The sequence below is a fragment of the Faecalimonas sp. LCP19S3_D12 genome (assembly GCF_052121495.1).
Lineage (GTDB): Bacteria > Bacillota > Clostridia > Lachnospirales > Lachnospiraceae > Faecalimonas.
This window is the reverse complement of sequence record NZ_JBQKED010000001.1, coordinates 97,836-121,739: the sequence shown is the minus strand read 5'-3', so window position 1 is coordinate 121,739 and position 23,904 is coordinate 97,836. Positions and strand designations below refer to the sequence as shown.

The 23,904-nt window shown below is 38.9% G+C and carries 17 protein-coding genes and 1 pseudogene; 17 read left to right on the top strand and 1 reads right to left on the bottom strand.

The window, feature by feature from the left end; genetic code table 11:
- Position 1: 1 nt before the first annotated feature.
- From ACTQXY_RS00480 to dnaB, 17 genes and pseudogenes are all read left to right on the top strand, one after another.
- On the top strand, positions 2–826 hold the full coding sequence (locus ACTQXY_RS00480) for an ABC transporter permease subunit (RefSeq protein ID WP_441657819.1): 825 nt from the start codon (positions 2–4) through the stop codon (positions 824–826).
- A gap of 28 nt (positions 827–854) precedes the next feature.
- Positions 855–2,501, top strand: coding sequence for a glycoside hydrolase family 66 protein (locus ACTQXY_RS00475; RefSeq protein WP_441657818.1), 1,647 nt, complete (start codon positions 855–857; stop codon positions 2,499–2,501).
- Between the two features lie 19 nt (positions 2,502–2,520).
- Entirely contained in the window at positions 2,521–4,158 is a 1,638-nt protein-coding gene (locus ACTQXY_RS00470) for an alpha,alpha-phosphotrehalase (protein ID WP_441657817.1), read from the top strand.
- Positions 4,159–4,304: 146 nt separating this feature from the next.
- Positions 4,305–4,934 (top strand): annotated as a pseudogene (locus ACTQXY_RS00465) (AAA family ATPase); the annotation flags it as partial.
- A gap of 115 nt (positions 4,935–5,049) precedes the next feature.
- Positions 5,050–5,457 carry an NINE protein gene (locus ACTQXY_RS00460; RefSeq protein ID WP_441657816.1) on the top strand — a complete coding sequence of 136 codons (408 nt, stop codon included), beginning with the start codon at positions 5,050–5,052 and terminating at the stop codon, positions 5,455–5,457.
- 63 nt (positions 5,458–5,520) lie between these two features.
- Positions 5,521–5,937 (top strand): hypothetical protein, encoded by a 417-nt coding sequence (locus tag ACTQXY_RS00455; RefSeq protein WP_441657815.1) that lies wholly within the window; start codon positions 5,521–5,523, stop codon positions 5,935–5,937.
- Between the two features lie 26 nt (positions 5,938–5,963).
- A complete protein-coding gene (locus ACTQXY_RS00450) occupies positions 5,964–6,461 on the top strand; it encodes a shikimate kinase (protein ID WP_441657814.1) in 498 nt (165 codons plus the stop codon).
- Positions 6,462–6,617: 156 nt separating this feature from the next.
- Positions 6,618–7,910 carry a UDP-N-acetylglucosamine 1-carboxyvinyltransferase gene (locus ACTQXY_RS00445; RefSeq protein WP_441657813.1) on the top strand — a complete coding sequence of 431 codons (1,293 nt, stop codon included), beginning with the start codon at positions 6,618–6,620 and terminating at the stop codon, positions 7,908–7,910.
- A gap of 72 nt (positions 7,911–7,982) precedes the next feature.
- Positions 7,983–8,786: a class B sortase gene (gene srtB, locus ACTQXY_RS00440; RefSeq protein WP_441657812.1), complete on the top strand. Its 804-nt coding sequence runs from the start codon at positions 7,983–7,985 to the stop codon at positions 8,784–8,786.
- Between the two features lie 13 nt (positions 8,787–8,799).
- Positions 8,800–8,985: a DUF951 family protein gene (locus ACTQXY_RS00435; protein ID WP_441657811.1), complete on the top strand. Its 186-nt coding sequence runs from the start codon at positions 8,800–8,802 to the stop codon at positions 8,983–8,985.
- A 115-nt stretch (positions 8,986–9,100) separates the two neighbouring features.
- A complete protein-coding gene (rpsF, locus tag ACTQXY_RS00430; RefSeq protein ID WP_004612984.1) occupies positions 9,101–9,388 on the top strand; it encodes a 30S ribosomal protein S6 in 288 nt (95 codons plus the stop codon).
- Between the two features lie 18 nt (positions 9,389–9,406).
- The gene (locus tag ACTQXY_RS00425) at positions 9,407–9,844 is read left to right on the top strand and encodes a single-stranded DNA-binding protein (RefSeq protein ID WP_004612983.1); all 438 of its coding nucleotides are present in this window, start codon (positions 9,407–9,409) and stop codon (positions 9,842–9,844) included.
- A 65-nt stretch (positions 9,845–9,909) separates the two neighbouring features.
- Positions 9,910–10,173, top strand: coding sequence for a 30S ribosomal protein S18 (gene rpsR, locus ACTQXY_RS00420; protein WP_004612982.1), 264 nt, complete (start codon positions 9,910–9,912; stop codon positions 10,171–10,173).
- Positions 10,174–10,479: 306 nt separating this feature from the next.
- Entirely contained in the window at positions 10,480–16,335 is a 5,856-nt protein-coding gene (locus ACTQXY_RS00415; protein WP_441657810.1) for an endo-alpha-N-acetylgalactosaminidase family protein, read from the top strand.
- Positions 16,336–16,464: 129 nt separating this feature from the next.
- Positions 16,465–18,513 carry a GGDEF domain-containing protein gene (locus ACTQXY_RS00410; protein WP_441657809.1) on the top strand — a complete coding sequence of 683 codons (2,049 nt, stop codon included), beginning with the start codon at positions 16,465–16,467 and terminating at the stop codon, positions 18,511–18,513.
- Positions 18,514–18,515: 2 nt separating this feature from the next.
- On the top strand, positions 18,516–18,962 hold the full coding sequence (rplI, locus tag ACTQXY_RS00405) for a 50S ribosomal protein L9 (RefSeq protein WP_022250258.1): 447 nt from the start codon (positions 18,516–18,518) through the stop codon (positions 18,960–18,962).
- A 10-nt stretch (positions 18,963–18,972) separates the two neighbouring features.
- Positions 18,973–20,316 (top strand): replicative DNA helicase, encoded by a 1,344-nt coding sequence (dnaB, locus tag ACTQXY_RS00400; RefSeq protein WP_441657808.1) that lies wholly within the window; start codon positions 18,973–18,975, stop codon positions 20,314–20,316.
- A 45-nt stretch (positions 20,317–20,361) separates the two neighbouring features.
- On the opposite strand, the gene ACTQXY_RS00395 is transcribed toward dnaB, so the two are convergent.
- Positions 20,362–23,667, bottom strand: a complete 3,306-nt coding sequence (locus ACTQXY_RS00395; RefSeq protein WP_441657807.1) for a hypothetical protein — start codon at positions 23,665–23,667, stop codon at positions 20,362–20,364.
- Positions 23,668–23,904: the final 237 nt, after the last annotated feature.

Sequence of the window (23,904 nt, the reverse complement as noted above, 5' to 3'; positions counted from 1 at the left end):
GATGAAAAAAGCAATATTAGGGATCCGTTATTTTGCTATTATATTAATCTGTCTGTTTTGTCTGCTTCCGTTTGCTATATTGCTGATTTTGGCATTGAATACGCCGCAGAGAAATTTCTATGAGGGAAATATGTTCATGCCTGATTTTTATTTTCAGAATTTTGCAGAAGGCTGGAATCAGTCGCATATAGGGCGGGCAATGATCAACTCTGGAGTCATTACGATTATTGCAATTTTGCTGATTGTTTTGTTGGGAACAATGGCTGGATATACAATTGCAAGATTTGCAAACAGATTTAATCGGACAGTATACGTAATTTTATTGTGTTGTATGATGGTGCCGGGAATTATTAATACGGTTCCTCTTTATAGCTTAATGATTCGATTAAACGCAATAAATACATTATGGGGAATGGGATGTGTCTGTGCAGTTCAGGCAATTCCGCAGGCTGTGTTTATATTTACCGGATTTGTCAAATCAATTCCTATTGAAATAGAAGAAGCGGCAATTATTGATGGGTGCAGCCGCTTTCAGACTTTTGGAAAAATCATTTTACCATTATTAAAACCATCTATATCGGCAGTGGTTATATTAAATGGATTTGGAATCTGGAACAATTATGCACAGGCGGTATTTTTCCTGCAAGATAGTTCAAAACATAATGTTCCGCAAGCGTTATCAGTATATTTTCAACAATTTGCAGGAGCAAAATGGAATTTGCTTGCAGCTACAGCAGTAATTGCAATTATACCTGTAGTAGTTGTATTTTTAATTTTTCAGAAAAATCTGATGAGAGGTTTGACAGATGGAGCATTAAAAGGATAGAGAGTGATTGTGAAGGGAGGGTATCCAAATGGATTTGTATCCGGTAAAAGCACAATATTTGTGCGGAGAAAGCGTAGTTTTGCGATTGGAATTAGAGGAAGAGTACGATTTTGGGATTGTGTATGTATTTTCCGTTGAAAGCTGTATTTGGAGTAAAAAAATTGAAAATTTGCGGGAAATAAACGATATTGAGGTGGGAAGATTTGAAAATCAATTTGCAGGATATGGTGTGCAATTGATTTTAGAGTCGAATGGAAATCGGCAGGTTTTAGAGACGGCTTTTGATGTGACAGACAATCCAAGAAGATCTTTGAGATACGGTTTTGTCAGTGATTTCCAAACAAAGGACAAAAACAATGGTGCTATAGAGCAATTAAGAAAATACCATATCAACATGGTACAATTTTATGACTGGTCGTATAGGCATGATAAGTTGGTAACTTTACAGGAACGGTATCAGGATATGATGGGAAAAAATATTGATATGATTACTGTAAAGGAAAAAATAAAGCAGGCAGAGAGCTATGGAATGAAAACAATTGGATATGGTGCGATATATGCCGCTTCAAAAGAGTTTTTTGAGTCTCACAAAAATTGGGCGTTTTATAATGCCAATCAAGAACCATTTCGATTTATTGATATTTTTTATATTATGAACATAAAGAGAAAATCTCCTTGGAGAACACATTTGATTGGACAATACCAAAAGGCTATGGAGTACGTAGGTTTTTCTGGTATTCATATGGATACATATGGATTTCCTAAAACAGCTTTTTCGCATTTAGAATCACAACCTTGTCTAGTAAAGCTTGAAGAAGAATTTGTCAGCTTGGTTGATCAGACACGCAATACTTTAGAAAGTCAAGGAAAAGATCCTTATCTTATATTTAATAACGTCGGCAACTGGCCAGTTTCGAAAACTGCGGTCAGTCAGGTGGATGCAGTATATCTTGAAGTGTGGCAGCCTTATGAGCGATATTTTCACATAAAGCAGTTGATAGAAAATGCAAAAAATTTGTGTGAAAATAAAAAACCTGTAATATTGGCAGCATATCTTGCGCCATTTAGACTGGAAGAACAGCTGCCGGCAGCATATGCGGCATATATTCTTACGGCAGCTATTGTGTCAAACGGCGCGTATCATTTGTTATTGGGAGAAAATCAGGCTGTTCTGACACAAGGGTACTATGGGGATTATAGTATTATGTCGCCGGAAACCGGCAGAATAATGCGAAAATATTATGACTTTATGATTCGTTATTTGGAATTGTTTTATGATAGCACTCTTCAGGATGTATCAATGACACATATTGGATGGGATAATTATGAATATCAGTGTAAAGGCACTGAGTATAGTATGTGGGGAGAACCAGGGAAAGTCTGGATAACAATTCGAGAGAATGCAAATTACAAATGCTTATATATGGTGAATCTATGTGGAAATGGAGAAGATTACTGGAACAAAGGTAAAAATAAACCCCAAAAACAAAAAAATATAGTGTTTACGATAAGTGCAGATCATGACATTCAAGGAGTATATATGGCAAGTCCTGATGCGGAAACATTACAAAGTGCGGAACTTGAATTTGAATATGAATTCAATGAGAAAGGGAAATTTGTTACTTTCTGCGTTCCGGAACTTCTAGTATGGACAGTAGTTTATTTGAAGCTATAGCAAAGGAGAGTAGTGGAATATGGAAAAAGAAAAATGGTGGAAAAATGCGGTTATATACCAGATTTATCCTAGAAGTTTTCAAGACAGCAATCACGATGGGATAGGTGACTTACAGGGGATTGTCCAAAGACTAGATTATCTTAAAGAATTAGGAATTGATGCCATATGGTTGTCACCGGTGTATAAATCCCCACAAGATGATAATGGATATGATATATCAGATTATCAGGATATTGACCCTGTGTTTGGCAATATAGAAGATATGAAGTGCTTGATAAAAGAAGCCGCGGAATACAATATACGTATTATTATGGATTTGGTATTGAATCATACTTCTGATGAACATAAGTGGTTCCAAGAAGCAAAACGAAGTAAACAAAATCCATATCATGATTATTATGTTTGGAGGGATGGAAAAGAAGGGACTCCACCTAATGATATGAAGGCGACTTTTGGAGGATCTGCATGGGAATGGGTGCCGGAGTTAGGACAATACTATTTTCATCAGTTTTCTGTGAAGCAGCCTGATTTGAACTGGGATAATCCGGAAGTACGCAGTGAAATATATCAGATGATTCGCTGGTGGATCGAAAAAGGTGTCGGTGGCTTTAGGCTTGATGTAATTGATCAGATAGCAAAAGAACCGGATAAAAAAATTACAAATAATGGATCGAAACTCCACGATTACATCAAAGAGATGAGTCGGGAGCTCTTTCAAAATACGGATTTGATTACAGTGGGCGAAGCGTGGGGGGCGACACCTGAAAGTGCAAAATTATACAGCAATCCAAATGGAGGTGAATTTTCGATGGTATTTCAATTTGAACATATAGGTCTAGATCAGCAGGAGGGGAAAGAAAAGTGGGATTTAAAACCACTGTCCCTTAAAAGTTTAAAAAATGTAGTGAAACGGTGGCAGACAGAGTTATATGGATGTGGATGGAATAGTTTGTTTTGGAATAATCATGATTTGCCGCGAATTGTATCGCGCTGGGGAGATGATGAGAAGTACAGGGTAGAGTCAGCAAAGATGTTTGCAATTCTTTTACATGGTATGCAGGGAACACCATACATCTACCAAGGGGAAGAACTTGGGATGACAAATGTGAAATATGAGATAAACGATTATCGAGACATTGAAACTTTAAATTTATACAAAGAACGTATAGAGCGAGGATATGATAAGCGGGCAGTAATGAATTCGATTTATGTAAAAGGGCGTGACAATGCACGTACACCTATGCAGTGGAATGTCTTGCAAAATGCTGGATTTACAGATGCAACACCGTGGATAAAAGTAAATCCGAATTATATAGACATTAATGCAGAATCCCAAGTGAGAGATCAAGATTCGATTTTTTCATGTTATAGGGAGCTGATAAATTTAAGAAAGAAATATAGAGTATTTATAGATGGGTGCTTTAAAATGTTATTGGAGGAAGATGACAATTTATTTGCCTATTGCAGGGAAAATGAAAATTCTAAGCTACTTGTTATCTGCAATTTTTATGGAAAGGAAATAAAGAATCCTTTGGGTAATATATGTAAGGATATGAGCTTGCTTATAGGGAATTATAAAGAGGTTTGTACAACGAGTAATTATCGTCCTTACGAAGCGAGAATGTATTTCAAAGAAAAAGAATACCATATGACGTAAAAGATTTTATGCTGTTAGAATGTTTCTAGCAGCATTTTTTCATGGAGTTGATCTCGAGTATTGGATTGATGAGTTAAGTAATGAGAAAAGAGAGAAATTACCTTGCTAAAAGAGCACATAACAAGCTATAATGTTAATAAATAGCAATGCGGAAGGGAAGTGAGAAAGTGGGATTTAAACCGTTTCCAATCGGAGTGGATAATTTTAAGGAAATGATACAAGAGGGGTATTATTATGTAGACAAAACGTTGTTGATAAAAGAACTTTTGAAAATTGGAAAATTGACGGAAGAAGAAAAAGAACGCTTTCTTGCAATACGTGATGTTAAGGGAACAGATGCAGATTATCTGGATGCATTGCGTTTTCTATCAACTTGTCTGGCGAAAAGTTATAGAGAAAAAGTAATTATCCTGATCGATGAGTATGATGTCCCACTGGAGAACTCTTATTTTGGATGCTTTTATGAGAAGATGATTCCGCTGATCAGATCTCTTTTCGAGTCTGCACTGAAGACGAATGACAGCTTGGAGTTTGCTGTGATCACAGGCTGTCTTCGAATCTCGAAAGAGAGTATTTTTACAGGATTGAACAATCTGAAGATTATCTCCATTACCAATCCAATGTATTCAGAGCATTTTGGTTTTACACAAAAAGAAGTAGATGAGATGCTTGCGTTTTATGATAGAAGTGATTTTGCAGATGTAGTGAAAAAATGGTATGATGGATATGTATTTGGACGGACGGAAGTATATAATCCCTGGAGTGTATTGAATTTTTGCGCGATGGATACCGCGAAGTATTATGCTATGGCATTGCTTTTTATAAGAAAAATTGTAAAATTACAGTAAAAAAACAAAAGATAGAATTGTAGAGTATAAGGAGGAAGAGAATATGTTTTGCAGAAATTGTGGAAAACCGATTGATCCGAATGCGGCAGTGTGTATAAACTGTGGATTTTCGAATGGGACTGGGGATAACCATTGCCCTAATTGTGGAAATGCTACCAATGTCGGTATGACATATTGTACGATGTGCGGCGCGAGTCTGATGCATCAAAGACCTATGGTGGAACAGAAATCAAAACTGGCAGGAGGGTTGCTGGGGATTTTTCTTGGATCATTAGGTGTGCATAATTTTTATCTGGGATATACAACAAAAGCGGTCATTCAACTCGTTCTGACAGTGGCGACTTGTGGAATCGGAAGTATCATCTCAGGGATATGGGGATTTATAGAGGGAATCCTCATTTTGACAGGAAGTATCAATACGGATGGAAGAGGAATCCCACTCAAAGAGTAGCACATATCAAATATTTTGACATACTATATACTAGATTGTATATAGAAATGGAAGTGTAGGTCTGTGGATTATCGATTACCGTATTATATGGCATATCCAATGCCCTTACAATATGATGATGAGAGAATAGAACAGCGTGATTTTGAGTATATGAAAAGTATGTATCCGGAGACGGCAAAGAAGTTGCTACCTTATGTGGAAGATGAGTGTGACAGGATGGCATATGAAGGCAGCGTTGTCTATGATGAATATCCGGATCAGCTGCAGATGCGGATGATGTGCAGAAGGATTTACGATAGAGTGAAAGAGCTGGACGGGATAGAGCCGGAAGTAATGCAGATGGAAGCACAGGAACGTATGGGGAGCAGAAGAAGCCGGAAAGAGGACTGGTTAGGAGATATGATTCAGATTATGGTGTATCAGGAGTTATTCAGACGAAGATGTGACCATAGAAAATGCCGAAGAAATTTTTATTTTTGATAGAATGATGGAATGGAGAAATACATATGAAAAATATTGTTTTGATTGGAATGCCTGCTGTGGGGAAAAGTACGGTAGGTGTTGTGGTTGCCAAACGGCTTGGATATGAGTTTGTGGATACAGACCTGTTGATACAGAAACAGGAGAACCGATTGCTTAAAGAGATCATTGCACAAGAGGGAAATGACGGATTTCTTGCAATAGAGAATCAGGTCAATCGGGACTTGGATGTGGAAAAAGCGGTGATTGCACCAGGAGGCAGTGTTGTGTATTGTGAAGAAGCAATGGAACATTACAAAAAAATAGGAACAGTTGTATATTTAAAGGCATCCTATGAGACAATAGACAGAAGAATCCAAAATGCGAAAAGCCGTGGAGTTGTCTTAAAAGAAGGGCAGACTTTAAAAGATTTATACGAAGAAAGGGTTCGATTATTTGAAAAGTATGCGGATTGTACGATTTGCGAGGATGGACTAACAATTGAAGAGACAATAGGAAATGTATTGGAGTTATTTGAAGAATAGGAGGCACAGACCTCCTATTTCGGTTTATAATTTGGAAAAATAATTTTACAAAAATACATTTTGTGTTATAATAGCAAAGAAGTATAAATAATATTGGGAGAAATATGACTGAAAAAGATTCAGTATCGAATGGAAATCTGATAATTGAGGTGTGAAATGGAACAGTATATTATTAAGGGTGGAAATCCGTTAGTAGGGGAAGTAGAGATAGGCGGAGCAAAGAATGCAGCATTAGCTATTTTGGCGGCAGCAATTATGACAGATGAGACTGTTACGATAGAAAATTTACCGGATGTCAATGATATTAATGTATTGTTGGAAGCGATGGCAGGGATAGGAGCCACTATTCAGCGAGTAGGCCGCCACACAGTACGGATTAATGGAGCAGGTGTGCAGGATTTCAGTATTGAGTATGATTATATTAAGAAGATTAGAGCATCTTACTATTTGTTAGGGGCGCTACTTGGCAAATATAGAAGAGCGGAAGTTGCACTTCCGGGGGGATGTAATATTGGAAGCAGACCAATTGATCAGCATTTAAAAGGATTCAGAGCCTTGGGAGCCGGAGTGGAAATTGAGTATGGAAAGATTATTGCCGAGGCTGAGAAGCTAGAGGGAACGCATCTTTATTTTGATGTTGTGAGTGTTGGAGCTACAATCAACGTGATGATGGCTGCTGCGATGGCGGATGGTATTACGATTCTTGAGAACGTTGCGAAAGAACCACATGTAGTGGATGTTGCGAACTTCCTGAATAGTATGGGAGCCAATATTAAAGGCGCTGGAACAGATGTCATCAAGATTAAAGGTGTGGAAAAGCTTCATAAGACAGAATATTCGATTATTCCAGACCAGATTGAGGCAGGAACATTTATGTTTGCGGCAGCAGTGACAAAAGGTGATGTGACTGTTTTGAATGTAATTCCAAAGCATTTAGAAGCGACGATTGCGAAGCTTGAAGAGATTGGATGCGAAGTGGAGGAGTTTGATGATGCAGTGCGTGTAGTTGCAAAGACACGTTTGAAGCATACACAGGTAAAGACACTTCCATATCCTGGATTCCCAACAGATATGCAGCCACAGATTGGTGTGACGCTTGCACTTTGTGAGGGAACAAGTATTATTGCAGAGAGTATTTTTGAAAATCGTTTTAAATATTTAGATGAATTGGCTCGTATGGGAGCGATAGCTAAGATTGAAGGAAATTCTGCAACGATTGAAGGTGTTGAGAGATTTTCGGGAGCAAGAGTAAGTGCTCCGGATTTACGTGCAGGTGCAGCGCTTTGCATCGCAGGACTTGCGGCAGATGGAATTACGATTGTGGATGATATTGTTTACATTCAGAGAGGATATGAGAGGTTTGAAGAAAAGCTTAGAAGTCTTGGCGGAATGATAGAACGAGTGTCCAGCGAAAAAGAGATTCAAAAGTTCAAGTTGAAAGTGAGCTAAAACAGAAGAGTGAAAGGGGTGAATGTATTGCATTCACCTTTTTGTACATTAAACAAGAAGGAGTAAAAAGAGATGGCGGAAGAAAACAGAAAGAAACATCATCGGGGAAGAAAGAAGAAAAAGGGTGGAAGCAATATTGTTTCGAATATCATCCTTGTAATTGCAATTGTAGTATTTGCGGTTTCGGCGTACAAATTATATGGTATTTTTTCGGAGTACAATAAAGGGGACAAAGAATACCAAAAGATTCAGGATTTGGTCATCAATACAGACAAGAAGGATGACACGAAAGAAGAGACATTTTCCGTTGATTTTGAAAAATTATTGGAAATGAACTCTGATGTGGTGGGATGGATTCGGTTTGACGAACCGTCGGAGATCAATTATCCGGTTGTTCAGGGAAGAGATAATGAAGAATACTTAAAAAGAACATTTGAAGCTAACACAAATAAATTGGGAACACTGTTTGTGGATGTGAATAATCCGGGAGATTTTTCGGGAAGAAATACATTCATTTATGGACATAACATGAAGAATGGATCCATGTTTGCGCAGTTGTTGAAATATAAAGATGACAGTTTTTACAAAGAACATCCATATTTTTACATCTATACACCGGACGGAAAAGTAAGAACATATGAGATTTTTTCAGCAGGCGTAGTAAAAGATACTTCCGACAGCTATATTATGGAATATTCAGACGATGCGGCGTTTCAGACTTATATCGATTACATAAAGCAGCAGTCGGCATATCCGACAAGTGCTGAAGTGACGACAGCGTCTAAGATTGTAAGTCTGTCAACGTGTACTAATGTCAGAGATGATGAACGTTTTTTGGTACATGGAGTGATGCTCAAAGAAGAAGCAGTAAAATAGGAAGGGGCAGAATATGGCTGATATGTATGAAGTTGGCGATGTTGTGAGGCTGAAAAAAAAGCATCCATGTGGAAGCTTTGAGTGGGAGATATTAAGAGTCGGTGCTGATTTTCGTCTCAAATGTACAGGATGCGGACATCAGATCATGATTGCGAGAAAGCTTGTAGAAAAGAATACAAGAGAATTAAAGAAAAAATAATAAAGTGCTTGCGCCGAGCTTGAAAATGTGGTAAAATGCCAAATTGTGATATATTATTTTATTCCTTGTTCCTGAGACATTCAGGAGCCAGAGACCATAAGGAGGTGCAAGTGACATGAACAAATATGAATTAGCAGTTGTTGTCAATGCAAAAATCGAAGACGACGCTAGAACAGCTACAATCGAAAAAGTGAAAGAATTAATCGCTCGTTTCGGTGGTAACGTAACTGACGTTGATGAATGGGGTAAGAAAAGATTAGCTTACGAAATTCAGAAGATGAAAGAAGGATATTACTACTTCATCCACTTCGAATCTGATGCTACAGTTCCAGCTGAGATGGAAGCAAGACTTCGTATCATGGATAATGTACTCAGATATTTATGCGTTAGACAGGAAGCATAAGAGAAGAGAGGAAATCGTATGAATAAAGTAATTTTAATGGGACGTTTAACAAGAGATCCAGAAGTTAGATATTCGCAGGGCGAGAGTGCAAATGCAGTTGCCAGATATACATTGGCAGTTGACCGCCGTTTTAAACGCGATGGAGATGCAACAGCAGATTTTATCAACTGTGTATCTTTCGGAAGAGCGGCAGAATTTGCAGAGAAGTATTTGCGTCAGGGAGTAAAGATTGCGGTAACCGGTCGTATTCAGACGGGAAGCTATACGAACAAAGACGGCGTGAGAGTTTACACAACAGATGTTGTTGTTGAGGAACAGGAATTTGCAGAGAGCAAAGCAGCCAGCGCATCAAACAGTGGATACCAGGCAAGTCCTAGTCCATCACCAAGTGCAGACATTGGAGATGGATTCATGAATATTCCAGACGGAATTGATGAGGAATTACCATTCAGCTAGACGATATTGATTGTGTAGTAAATTTTAACAGTCGTATTCGATGAGTAAAATAGGAGGTATTGACAATGGCTTACGATAAAGGTAATAAAGCAGATTCTCCAATGAAGAGAAGAGGCGGACGCAGAAGAAAAAAAGTTTGTGTATTCTGTGGAAAAGAAAATAACGAAATCGATTACAAAGATGTGGCTAAATTAAGAAAATATGTTTCTGAAAGAGGAAAAATTCTTCCAAGAAGAATCACAGGAAACTGTGCAAAACATCAGAGAGCTCTTACAGTAGCAATCAAGAGAGCAAGACATATTGCTTTAATGCCATACGTTCAGGAGTAATTTATTAAGTAAAGAAACTGTTGCTTTCGCAAATATTATTTGCGGGGCAGCAGTTTTTTTGTATAGAAAATACAAAAAAAGAAATGTAGAAAGAAGGTATCTGTTATCTATTGATGTATTGATGGAGGAACATAGCATTTTGTAAAAGAACTAAGGATTTTATTTGCACAATAGATATATTTTTTTGTACAAAAAACCACAAATGCAAAAAGTATATTGATAAAAATTAGTTATTTGGTATAATCTGAAATGAAAGTAAGTAGATTTGGTTGTCAAAACGACTAATCGAAAAATAGGAGGTAAAATATGAAGAAGAAAATGGTCTTAAGACTATTGAGTCTGGCTATGGTTGCATCTATGACAGGTACAATGCTTCCGTCGAATCTTCAGATTGTATCAGCAGAAGACGCTGTAGTTGCAGAAGAAAAGACAGAAAAAGCAGAAGAGACAACAGTGCTGGAAGATGGAATCAATGATAAGTGGACTCAGGAAAACAAAGTTGGTGAAGATGCTGTTTGTGCAGTAGAAGATGGATGGCTTCATTTAAAGTCTGGAAAAGGGAATGGAAACGATCCGGGAACAAAACCAGCAATGTTTGTGAATCCTAACGTATTCGATTTTACGAAAGAGGGTTATTTTGAATTTACGATGAAATCGAATAATGAAAATACTGATCAGAATAATAGTGACAGATTTGGTATTTATCTTGGATATAATACAGACACAACAGGACTATTCATTGGCTATGATAATGGCGGATGGTTCTGGCAAAAGTATGGTTCACCAAATAGTCCGTGGTATAAGGGTGAAAGAATATCAGCACCAACAAAGGAAGCAGAAGTAAAAGTACGTGTTGATTGGACAGCTGATAAAAAAGTGACTGTGAAAGTGAATGATAAGGTGGCTTTTGCAAATGAAGAATTTGCAAGCATTGCTAATTTGGGGAATAAAATTGCGTTCAAATGTGGAAGCTTTTCTCAAAAAGTGTCAGATGTATTTTTGAAAGACATCCACTATACAGAACAAAAAGAAGCTGCAAAATATGCTGTAACTGGAAAAGTAACAGACGCAGATGGAAAAGCTTTAGAGGGAGCAACGGTCACAGCGGGAGATCAGACAGCAAAAACAGGAAAAGATGGTAGCTATTCTTTAAATCTGACAGCTGGAACATACGAGCTGAGTGTGAAAAAAGGCGGATATTATACAAAAACGCAGAACATAACAGTAAAAGATAAAGAGTTGGAAGTAGGAACTCTCAAGATTGAGAAAATTGCAGAGACGGAGGAAACAGAAATACTGTCTACAGATGACATGGATGTCTATGTGGCAAAAGATTTCCCAAATGTCGTAAAGTATCAGATGAAAAAGGGAGACCTGAAAGGAAAAGTTTTTGAAGGTCAGAGTTACAAGCTTGATACAATCCGTATCAATGGAACAGATGTAAAACTTTCTAAAGATGATGTAAAAGCAACATTTGAAGGTAAAAAAGCAACTTATGTAATGACTGTAAAAGATGAAGCAAAGAACATTGACGCAGTGATCACAGCAGAGTTAGTTGCAAAAGATAACACAGTTGCATTTGAGATCACAAAAGTTGAGAACAAATTGGATGAAGCTGCTCCGGGAAAAGAAGTAGCAGAAGGAAAATTAGGACATCCGATTCAGACAATCGAGATTCCAAACCACAGCCTTGTATCTGTAAACAGTAAACAGGAAAATGCGAATTTGATGGGAACTGCGATGTCTACAAAGACACAGGTAAGCGGTGATGAGTATGTGGAAGTGACAGCCGACACAGAAATTCGTAACAGAGATTATATGTATGCGTTTGTTTCCAATGATGAGATGAGTGCCGGTCTTTGGAGTAACTCAGAGTATGAAGGACGTAATGCTGGAGCAAGTTCTTCAGGTGGTTCTAGCAATACAAGAGTTATGTCTACATCGGAACAAAAAGATGGATATGTATCTATGGGACTTGGAAGTTCTGCATGGTATTGGCACAGAGTAATGACAGACTCTCACAACCGTACATGGGTATTAGAAGAGACAGAAAATCCAAAGATGAAAGTTACGATTACAGGTGATATCAACGAAGATAAAGATATTGACTGGCAGGATGGTGCCATTGCATTCCGTGATATTATGAATAATCCATTCAAGAGTGAGGAAGTTCCGGAATTAGTTGCATATCGTATCGCAATGAACTTTGGTTCTCATGCACAGAATCCATTCTTAACAACATTGGATAACGTAAAACGTGTGGCAATGCACACAGATGGTCTTGGGCAGTCTGTGTTGTTGAAAGGATATGCAAATGAAGGACATGACTCTGCACATCCTGATTATGCAGACATTGGTAAGAGAATCGGTGGACCAGAAGACATGAAGACTTTGATGGAAAAAGGTGCTGATTACGGCGCAAGATTTGGTATCCATGTCAATGCAGGTGAGATGTATCCGGAAGCAAAAGCATTTAAAGATGACAATGTTCGTCGTAATAAAGATGGAAGTCTACGTTATGGATGGAACTGGATCGATCAGGGAATCGGACTTGACAGTATCTACGACCTTGCAACAGGTGAGAGAGAAGCTCGTTTTGATGAACTCCACAAAATCCTTGGTGGAGATGGAAAAGATATGCTTGACTTCATCTATGTAGATATCTGGGGAAATAACACAGGTAGCCCGAATGATGACTCTCAGCAGACACGTAAGTTGTCAAAAGAGATTAACGACAATGGATGGCGTATGTCCAACGAATGGGGTGGAGCTAATGAATATGACTCTACATTCCAGCATTGGGCAACAGACCTTACATACGGTGGAAAAGACGCAAAAGGTGAGAACAGTGATGTGATGCGTTTCTTGCGTAACCACCAAAAAGATTCATGGGTAGGAGATTATCCGTCATATGGCGGTGCGGCAGTAGCTCCACTTCTTGGCGGATATAATATGAAAGACTTTGAAGGATGGCAGGGACGTAATGACTATGATGCGTATATTACCAACCTTTATACACATGACTTGACAACAAAATTCATCCAGCACTATGAAGCTGTGGACTGGGTAGACGGAAAACCAGTTAATGTAGGCGGGGCAGCAAACTGGACACCAGAGATGAAGATCACATTGAAAGATAAAGATGGTTCTACATTAGTTCTTGAGAGAGGATCAAACGATCCAAGCAGTGCGGCATATAGAGACAGAACAATGACTTTGGATGGAAAAGTGATTGCGAAAGGTGCAGTATCACAAGGTGACAGAACAGACGATGATATCCGTAACGGCAACAAGAAAGGAACAGAGACTTATCTGTTACCATGGATTTGGGATTCGCAGACAGGAGAAAAAGTAAAATCAGAAGATGAAAAACTGTACCACTGGAATACACAAGGTGGAACAACTGAGTGGGAACTTCCGAATAGCTGGGCAGGTCTGAAGGATGTAAAAGTATACAAACTGACAGATCTTGGGAAGACAGATGAGAAGACTGTAAAAGTCGTTGGCGGAAAGATTACATTAGATGCAGAATCAGAAGTTCCATATGTAGTATGTAAAGGTGAAGAAGGAAACATTGAGGTAACCTGGAGTGAAGGAATGCACATCGTAGATGCAGGATTCAACAGTGGTAGCCTTAATATGTGGAAAAAAGAGGGCGAAGGAACAGCTGAGATTGCAAAGAGTCAGCACAGTAATCCAATGATGAAATTGGACGGAAAAATTTCTATGACACAAGAACTGACAGATTTAGAAGCTGGAAAACAGTATGCAGTTTTAGTAGGTGTGGATAACAGAAGTGATGCAAAGGCATCTGTTGAAATCAAGTCAGGAGACAAAGTGCTCGGATCTAATTACACAACACGTTCCATTGCAAAGAACTATGTAAAAGCATACACACATAATACAAACAGCTCCACAGTAGATGGAAACAGCTATTTCCAGAACATGTATGTATTTTTTACAGCGCCGAAGTCAGGAAAAGTAACACTCACAATTTCACGTGCGGCAGGAGAGGGATCTTCTTACTTTGATGATATTCGTATCGTTGAAAATGATTCTAAGAACATTACAACAAACGATAAAGGTCAGGTTGTAAAATTTGAGCAGGATTTCGAGAAGAGCGTACAGGGACTTTATCCATTCGTTGTTTCTGGAATCGAAGGTGTAGAAGATAACAGAATCCACCTTTCTGAGAGACATGGTGACTATACACAGGCAGGCTGGGATGTGAAGAAGATGGATGATGTTCTTGGCGGTGACTGGTCAGTGAAGATCAACGGATTGACACAGAGATCTACATTGGCATACCAGACAATTCCACAGAACTTCCGTTTTGAACCAGGTGTGACATACAATGTAAGTTTTGACTATCAGGCAGGTAGTGACGGAATCTATGCAGCAGCAGTAGGAATCGGCGAATATAACGGAAATGTTCAGCTTACAGAACTTCCAAAACACATGGGAGCAGATGCAGATGGACACTTCACAACTCAGGTTACAGGTGATTCTACAGGACAGACATGGTTTGGTATTTACTCTACGGACAAAGCACCGGATCTTCAGGGAGCACAAGGTTCGGCACAGAACTTTGGCGGATACAAAGAACTTGTTCTTGATAATCTTGTAATCGAAAGAGTGGAGGAAGATGTAACAGAAGATTCTTTGAAAGGATTACTTAAAGACGCAGAAGGTAAATATAACGAAGCAGACTATAGACCAGAAGTATGGAATAACTTCCAGAAAGAGCTTGCAAAGGCACGCGTTGCTCTTGACAAAGACAACTCTACACCGGAAGATATCGAAAAAGCGTACTATGCATTAAAAGCTGCAATGGTTACAATGGATAACTCAAAGGGTCTTGATGCAACAGATGCCTCAAGAGATATTTCAACAGAAGGTATGACTGCTACAGCAGGAAGTGAACAATCTCAGACAGGCTCAGAAGGACCTGCAAGCAATGTATTGGACGGTGATGAGAACACAATCTGGCATACTGTATGGGCGGGAACACCTATTGAGAACCATTGGATTGATATTGCAACTGCTGAACCAACGACAGTAGGTGGAGTGAGACTTCAGCAGAGATCTTCAAAGAATGGTGTAATCAAAGAAGCACAAATATGGGTGAAGACAACAGATGCAGCCAATAATGCGAAAGAAACAGATGCGGAAGGATATGTAAAAGTAGCAGACGCAAGCTTTGGCGGAAGCGGATGGCAGGTAGTTACATTTGAAGACGTTGAGAATGTAACAAACGTTAAAATCAAACCAACAGCTACATTAGGGGATACTCCAAACAAGTTCTCGGCAGCAGCAGAAATTCGTTTGATGGGTGCAAAACAGGAAGTAGAATTTGAAGTTGATAAAACAGGCTTAAAAGAAGCGATTAAAGCAGCAAAAGACTTAAGCGCAGAAGACTACACTCCGAATACATATAAAGTATTATTAGACAAGATTAAAGAGGCAGAGAAAGTTGATGCTGATGAAGCTGCGACAGATTATGATGTGCTTCTTGCGATTGCGAATTTAGAAGAAGCAATTGAAGGTTTGGTAGTAGTAGAAAGACCAGAAGCAGGTGATAAAACAGCATTAAATGATTTGATCGCACAGTACAGTGGATTGAATGCAAAAGACTATACAGCAGAGAGCTGGAAAACATTTGCAGATGCATTGGAAAATGCAAAAGCAGTTGCAGCAAAAGAAAATGCAAGTCAGGGTGAAATTAATCAGGCAGTAGCAAGATTAACAGCTGCACATGCAGGTCTTGTGAAGGTAACTGACGAGACAACAAAAGCAGATAAGTCTAAACTTCAGAAGTTCTATGATGAATGCGTTGCTTACTACAAAGAAGCAAATCATTCAAAAGCAAACTGGAAAGCATATCAGGAAGCACTTGCTACAGCGAAAGCAGTTTTAGCTGATGGAAATGCAACACAGAAAGAAGTAGACAGTGCATTAGAAAAATTAATCGATATTACAGCTAAGATGAATGCTGAATTGAAAGATTCTTCGAAGGCACCAAAAAATCCATTGACAGGTAAAGACAATGTTGTTAAGACTGGCGACACAACATCTCCAATTGCATGGACAGTTGCAGGGTTAGCAGCAGTTCTTGCAGTCGTAGCGGCATTCTTTGCAAGAAAAAGAAAAAACACTAGATAAACAGCTGAATAGACTGTAGTTAAAGGGAGCACGATAGTGCTCCCTCTTTGTGCGTGCTTTTTTACTTTCCTTATAAGCAAAATGGTGGTATAATACAAATTGAAACTTTAGGATTTTGAGGGCAAAGAGATGAAAAAAGACGTACACTTAAAGGGAATGCTGAGGCTATATATGCAATGGCCGGCGATTATGTCAATATTGTTGATTGCAATGAATTTGTGGATATATTCTGTGGACAAACGTGCAGGGATAATTATGAGTTTGTGTGTTGCAGTGTATATTGTGATAGTCGGAGTGTTATATTTTTATAATAAGACGATTATTTTTTCAGATCTGGTTGATTTCGCGGCTCAGTATGGTTCCGTACAGAATGTGTTGTTAAAGGATTTACAGTTTCCGTATGCGATTCTTTTAGAGGATGGACAAATTATATGGAATAATACTTGCTTTTCAGCAGTATTTGGGAATGAGGCAAAAGCAGGAACATATCTTAGCAAATATATTCAGGAATTGAACCGAAGCGTATTTCCGAAAGACGAAGATAAGCCAATTGAAAAAGAAGTAAGTTATAATGGAAGAGACTACCGTGCGGTTATGTCTAAAGTACCGGTGAAAGATTTGCAGGAAGCGGAGAATATCTTGCAGATGAGAAAAGGGCGGGAATATTTTGTGACTGTTACATTGAATGATGTAACAGAACTGAATGAGTATATCCGTTCCAATGAAGATCAAAAGCTGGTTGCAGGATTGATTTATATCGATAACTATGATGAAGTTATGGAGAGCATTGAGGAGGTACGTCAGTCATTGCTTGTCGCGTTGATTGACAGAAAGATTAATCAATATATGTCTATTAATGACGGAATTGTTAAAAAGATGGAGAAGGACAAATACTTTTTCGTAATTAAAAAGGCATATTATAAAGAGATGGAGAAGAACAAATTCCCTGTATTGGATGAGGCGAAAAGTGTAAATATTGGAAATACAATGCCGGCTACATTGAGTATCGGCATAGGAATAGCAACAGATACTTATGCTCAGAGCTATAATTATGCACGTGTAGCGATTGATTTGGCACTTGCACGTGGTGGTGACCAAGCAGTTATAAAGAGTAGTAATGGAATTACGTATTTTGGTGGTAAGCGGGAGCAGACGTCAAAGAATACGAGAGTCAAAGCAAGAGTAAAGGCGGAAGCACTTCGAGAGTTCATCACGGCGAAGGATCAGGTTATTGTCATGGGACATAAGATTGCGGATGTGGATTCGTTTGGGGCAGCGGTTGGAATTTACCGTGCTGCGCTGACGATGGAGAAGAAAGCTTACATTGTGTTGAATGATATTACGACATCTGTCCGCCCGCTGTATCAGGCGTTTTGCGAGAGTCCTACATATCCGGACGACATGTTTATTCGATCAGAGGATGTGAGTGATGTTATCAATGACAGTACAGTTGCAGTTGTTGTTGATACGAACAAGCCAGAGATGACAGAATGTCCTGAGTTGCTTAAGATGACAAAGACGATAGTTGTATTTGACCATCATAGACAGAGCAGTAATATTATTGAAAATACAGTTCTTTCTTATATTGAACCTTATGCTTCGTCTTCGTGCGAGATGGTAGCAGAGGTTCTACAGTATATTACGGATGATGTGCGTATCACGAATGTAGAAGCAAACAGTATGTATGCCGGAATTGTGATTGATACCAATAATTTCATGAGCCGTACAGGAGTACGAACATTTGAGGCGGCTGCATTTTTGAGAAGATGTGGTGCAGACATTACTTATGTGCGAAAGATTTTCCGGGATAATATGGAGTCTTATCGTGCAAAGGCAGAGATTGTAAGCAGTGCGGAAGTGTTCTGTGACGAGTATGCAATTGCAAGATATGAGAATACAGAAGTAGATAGTCCGACGATTATTGGCGCACAGGCGGCAAATGAGTTGCTTAATATTGATGGTATTAAGGCGTCGTTTGTATTGACAAAATATAATGGAAGGATTTATGTAAGCGCAAGGGCGATTGATGAAGTAAATGTGCAGATTATTATGGAACGTGTCGGTGGTGGAGGACATATGAACACTGCGGGAGCCCAATTCCAACATACGAATATGGAAGAGGCAATCGAGACGCTGAAAGAGACAATCTATAAGATGAAAGAAGAAGGAGATATTTAGTTATGAAAGTAATTTTGTTAGAGGATGTAAAAGCACTTGGTAAAAAAGGTCAGATTGTAAATGTAAATGACGGATATGCAAGAAATTTTATTCTACCTAAGAAATTAGGATTGGAAGCAAACAACAAAAATCTGAATGATCTGAAATTAAAAAAGGCAAATGATGAAAAAATCGCACAGGAACAGCTGGAAGAAGCTCAGGAACTTGGAAAGAAGATTGAGGCAGGAAAAGTGGAGCTTGCGATTAAAGTAGGAGAGGGCGGCAGAACATTTGGTTCGGTATCTACAAAGGAAATCGCAGCTGCTGTAAAAGAACAGATGGGATATGATATTGATAAGAAAAAGATACAGTTAAAAGAAGCGATCAAGACGCTTGGAACACATAATGTACCTGTGAAACTTCACACGAAAGTAACAGCAGAATTAAAAGTGGTCGTGAAGGAAGCGTAGGAGGCAGACTATGGAAGAAGCACTCATAAAACGAGTTCTCCCACACAGCATTGAGGCTGAGCAGGCAGTCATTGGGGCGATGCTGATGGATAAGGAAGCAATACTGACGTCTTCTGAGATCATCAGCGGTGAGGACTTCTATCAGTCAGCATATGGAATTTTGTTTGAGACTATAGTGGAATTGTTCAATGAAGGAAAACCGGTTGATTTGATCACTTTACAGAACCGTCTCCGGGAAAAAGATGTGCCGGCGGAGGTTAGTAGTTTGGAATTTGCGAGAGACTTGCTGAGTGCAGTACAGACATCTGCAAATGTCAAATATTATGCGGAGATTGTCTCGGAGAAAGCGATGTTGCGCCGCTTGATTAAGCTCAATGAGGAGATTGCCAATATCTGTTATTTAGGTAAAGAGCCGTTGGAGGCGGTGCTTGAGACAACCGAGAAAAAGGTGTTTGAACTTGTTCAGAGAAGAAATACCGGAGATTATGTGCCGATTAAAGATGTCGTCCTAAGTGCATTGGAAAAGATTGAAAAGGCATCAAAGACAAATGGAAGTGTTACCGGAATCCCGACCGGATTTTTGGATTTGGATTATAAGATGTCAGGACTTCAGCCTTCGGATTTGATTCTTGTGGCTGCAAGACCGTCTATGGGAAAGACGGCATTTGTGCTGAATATTGCGCAGAATGTGGCGTTTAAAGAGAATAAAACGACTGCCATTTTCAGTCTGGAGATGTCAAAAGAGCAGTTGGTAAACCGCCTGTTTTCTCTGGAGTCTCAGGTGGATTCTCAGTCGCTTCGTACAGGTAACCTGAAGGATTCGGATTGGGAAAAGCTGATTGAAAGTGCGGGAATCATCGGGAAGTCGAATCTGATCATCGATGATACACCGGGGATTTCGATTTCGGAACTGCGTTCAAAATGCAGAAAGTACAAGCTGGAACATAATTTGGAATTGATCATTATCGACTATTTGCAGTTGATGACAGGGCGTGTGGGAGGAAGAAGCGAGTCCAGACAGCAGGAGATCTCAGATATTTCGAGATCGTTAAAAGGTCTGGCGAGAGAGCTGAACGTGCCGGTGATTGCATTATCGCAGTTAAGCCGTGCGGTAGAACAAAGACCGGAGCATAGACCGATGCTTTCCGACTTACGTGAATCAGGAGCAATCGAGCAGGATGCCGATGTGGTAATGTTTATTTACCGTGATGACTATTATAATAAAGACACAGAATTAAAAAATGTAGCAGAGATTATTATTGCAAAACAGAGAAATGGTTCGATTGGAACAGTCAATTTGACATGGCTTCCGAACTATACGAAGTTTGCGAATTATCTGAAACAAGATAGCTGAGTATTTAGGGGACTATTCTACGAAATAGTCCCCATTTGTTATATGTTATTTCACTTCTTTTTTTCGTTTTGAAACTATAGTGAATGCAAGTAGTGCGAATATAGCCGTGAAGGCTGGTATTGAGGTATGGCTGCTGTCGCCCGTTGCTACTGCATTTTGTTTTGTATTTTGACGCAAATCCTTTGGCACATCATTATCAGACATTTTCTGTTTGTTCATAACAATTACGTAATCGGATGCATGGCTGAATGTCAACGTTACATTTCCGTTCTCATCAATCATTCCTGCATTGATAAATACAACCTTTCCGTCACTGTCATAGTAGAACAAATTACCGTACTGTCCGTGGTATTGGCTTCCGACGTTGATTGTCAGACTTGCCTTGAAACCAAAATCTCCATTGTGTGTCAATGATAACTGCTGAGTCGGATTATCACCTGCTAGAGATTGAATTACTTTATTTGGAATGGCATTAGAATTTTGTTTTACTTCCAAATTGATGTCTTTCAAATCTTCTGCAAGAATATCTTTTCCGTTGATTGTCCAAGTATATCCACCCATATCTAACTTGATCTCAACATCTTTGCCCTGTACGGCTTCTAAAACATCTTTCGGAACGACCGTGGCGCCATCCATAGAGATTGTAATGCTTTCGCCACCGGAAGCATTGTTCAGATCGTTTACAACATTGTCAATCACATCTTGAGGAAGCTGTGGATTAGTTGGCTGTTCAGGAACAACTGGCTCTTCCGGGTTAGTCGGTTTGTCTGGCTCTTCCGGGTTAGTTGGCTTATCTGGCTCTTCTGGCTCTTCTGGATCAGTTGGTTTATCTGGCTCAGAACCATCTTTGTCACCATATCCATAAAAGTGCATATCGTGCTCTACCTTGAAAGTAGTTTCTTCTGTAGGTTTTTGAACCCATGTTATATTTTTATAGCCATCGAAAGAACTTGGTATTGTTACAGTCTCACCTTTTTCGGCAAGCTGACAGTAGATATATTCAAAGTCAGGTTCTCCACCGCCGTACGAACCAGGATTTTTAAACATGTCATCTAAGACATAACGAACCATATAATTTTCATATTCTGCATTCAAGTAAACTTCTTCATAGTTTGTAGAAATTACTCCTGACTTTTCGGAAATGTTCCAACCACTGAATCGAAGTCCTTTATACATAGAAGGGAGTTCTTGATTGCGTAAAGTCTGGTACGCTGTCTCGTAGGTTGTGCCTTTCTCCAAGACGAGTGCTTTTTCAATTGACCAGAGTTGTTGCCCTTTGGTGTCATAATAAAGTTTTGTAGGATTTATGACAACCTTTCCGGTGTAAGAAGCACTGAATCTCAGAGAAACTCCGCCTGCTTCACCGAGAGGAGTGTCTAAGTCCGGCAAATAACTTGTAGTTTCCCATGCTTCAAATTGGACTCCAGACAGACCGTCTTTTATCTGATATTGCTCTGCCTGCTCGATAGCCTGTTGATAAGTTGTTCCCTTGTCAAAGAGTAACGTATCTTGGGCATGGTTCCAAATTCCTTCATGATTCAAGTATCCGTACGATGCGTTTACAATATTTTTATTGTAGACAGCCTGAACAGATAGATAAATATTTCCCGCAAGAGGTTTATTCGCATCGGGAATATTTGTAATTGTCCAATGATCAAACTGTAAATCTTTATAAGTTGTCTCCGGGGCAGGTTGTTTTGCAAGATACTCTTCTACATCCTTATATGTGCTTCCATTTGGAAATAGAATGATATGATTGCTATCGTATTCCCATCCACCATTTTCATTTACATATTCATAAGAAAAAATTACTGGAGTTTTTTCATATTTGGCGTATAAGCTTATATATGAATTGCTTATAATAGGTGTGTTTTCGTTAAAGTCCTGTCCGTTTTGATCTACCCATCCAATCTGTTTTAATCCCTGATATCCGTCTTGCATTTCAGGTACTGTCAGTCCGGTTTCTTTCCAGGTTGTTCTTCGTTCCACATCTGCCTTTGAAAATTCTTTTACAGTATTCCAAGTGCCATCTTTTCCAAAAGCATGAAATCTGACATTTACATTATAAGTTGGGGTTACAAATGTTGTTCCATCTGTCACATTCACATAGAACGGATAGTCTGTAGTCAAATCAGGATATTTTTTGGATGCATCTGCTTTCATGTTTGAATTGTTTCGTACATCGATATCCGACAAAAACCATTCACATGGGTAAGTATCTTCTGTGACCTCAAAGACTCCTGTATATGTACTGCTTTTTGCATCATATTCTAATGACACAAATTGAGACCATGTGTCAATATCAGCAGAAGGTCTGAAATAAGCAGAACCATAGTCTCCCATTGTTTCTTTGCTTTCTACTTTGACAGATAATGTGACTTTTTCTCCCTTTTTCAATACTTCTCCATTTTTTTCTAATGAAATAGAAGTGATCTGTGGAATGGAGCTTTGAGACTCTGGAACTTCAAACCAAAAGTTTTTCATATTCTCCATTTGAAGATTCCATGTTGCACCGTCAACATTTTGATAAATCGCATTTAATTCCCATTTCCCGGCAGGATAATCGGCATAAACGAGTCCTTTGTACTTTCCGTCGGTGCTGTCAAAATCTGCCGTAGTTCCAAAGGTGTGATGATTTGCGTCATTTCTAAATTCAACTGTAATACCGCTTTCATCTGTTGGAAGTGTATCTCCCTCTAATTCAAATGAGTAGGCAAGTTGGGTTCCCGCTTCTACAGTTTGCTGATTAGAAGCCAGTGTGAAATTTCTGACGGATACAGTTGGAAATTCAGAAAGCTCAATTTTAACAGCATATTTATGAGTACCAGCACTAGAATCCCAACATTCCCAGTTTACATAATTTGAATTTTTATCAACAGCTTTAATAGTAGTGATAACAGCTGAGTCAACATTTCTTTCTGAAAGTGTGCAAGTCAACTCATATCTCTTTTCAGTCTCATCATAAGTGCATGTGAGAGAATTTCCGGATACATACTGTCCACCTTTTTGATAATTCAGATAAGCGTATATTGAGTTAATACCACTATCTGCATCGTAGGCATACACATAAAATTTAAGCGTATCCCCCACTTTTAAAGTCTGCCCGTTTTGAGGAAATTCTACTCTTTCAATTACTGGTTTTGTAGTGTCATATTGGTTGTCAGCAACGGTCTGAACGGAATCCCCTTTATCCCCTTCTTTCTGTGCTGTCTGAGTATCATCGGTCTGCTCAACCGACGGTTTTGCTGAAGTTTCTTCAGCGCTTGCAATTCTTGGGACTGCCATTGACAGTATAAGCGACATGGCAAGTAGAACTGCACTGCATTTTTTGAGTTGTTTTCGTTTCTTCATGTTCCTTTCTCCTTTTTCCTCTTGATTTTGAAAGATGATGTCCCAATGTTACGTTTGCCAAAACTTTTCTTTCTATAATCTAGTATAACTCTGAATATATTTTTTCAAGGGAAGATGAAGTAAATGTAAAAAATGGCATAAATTAGTAAAAAAATAGTGTTTCATTTGGAAAAATATGCTAATATAAAAAAGTAAAATAAAAGTGTACAAAGTAAAAAGAACAAAAATTGTACGAAA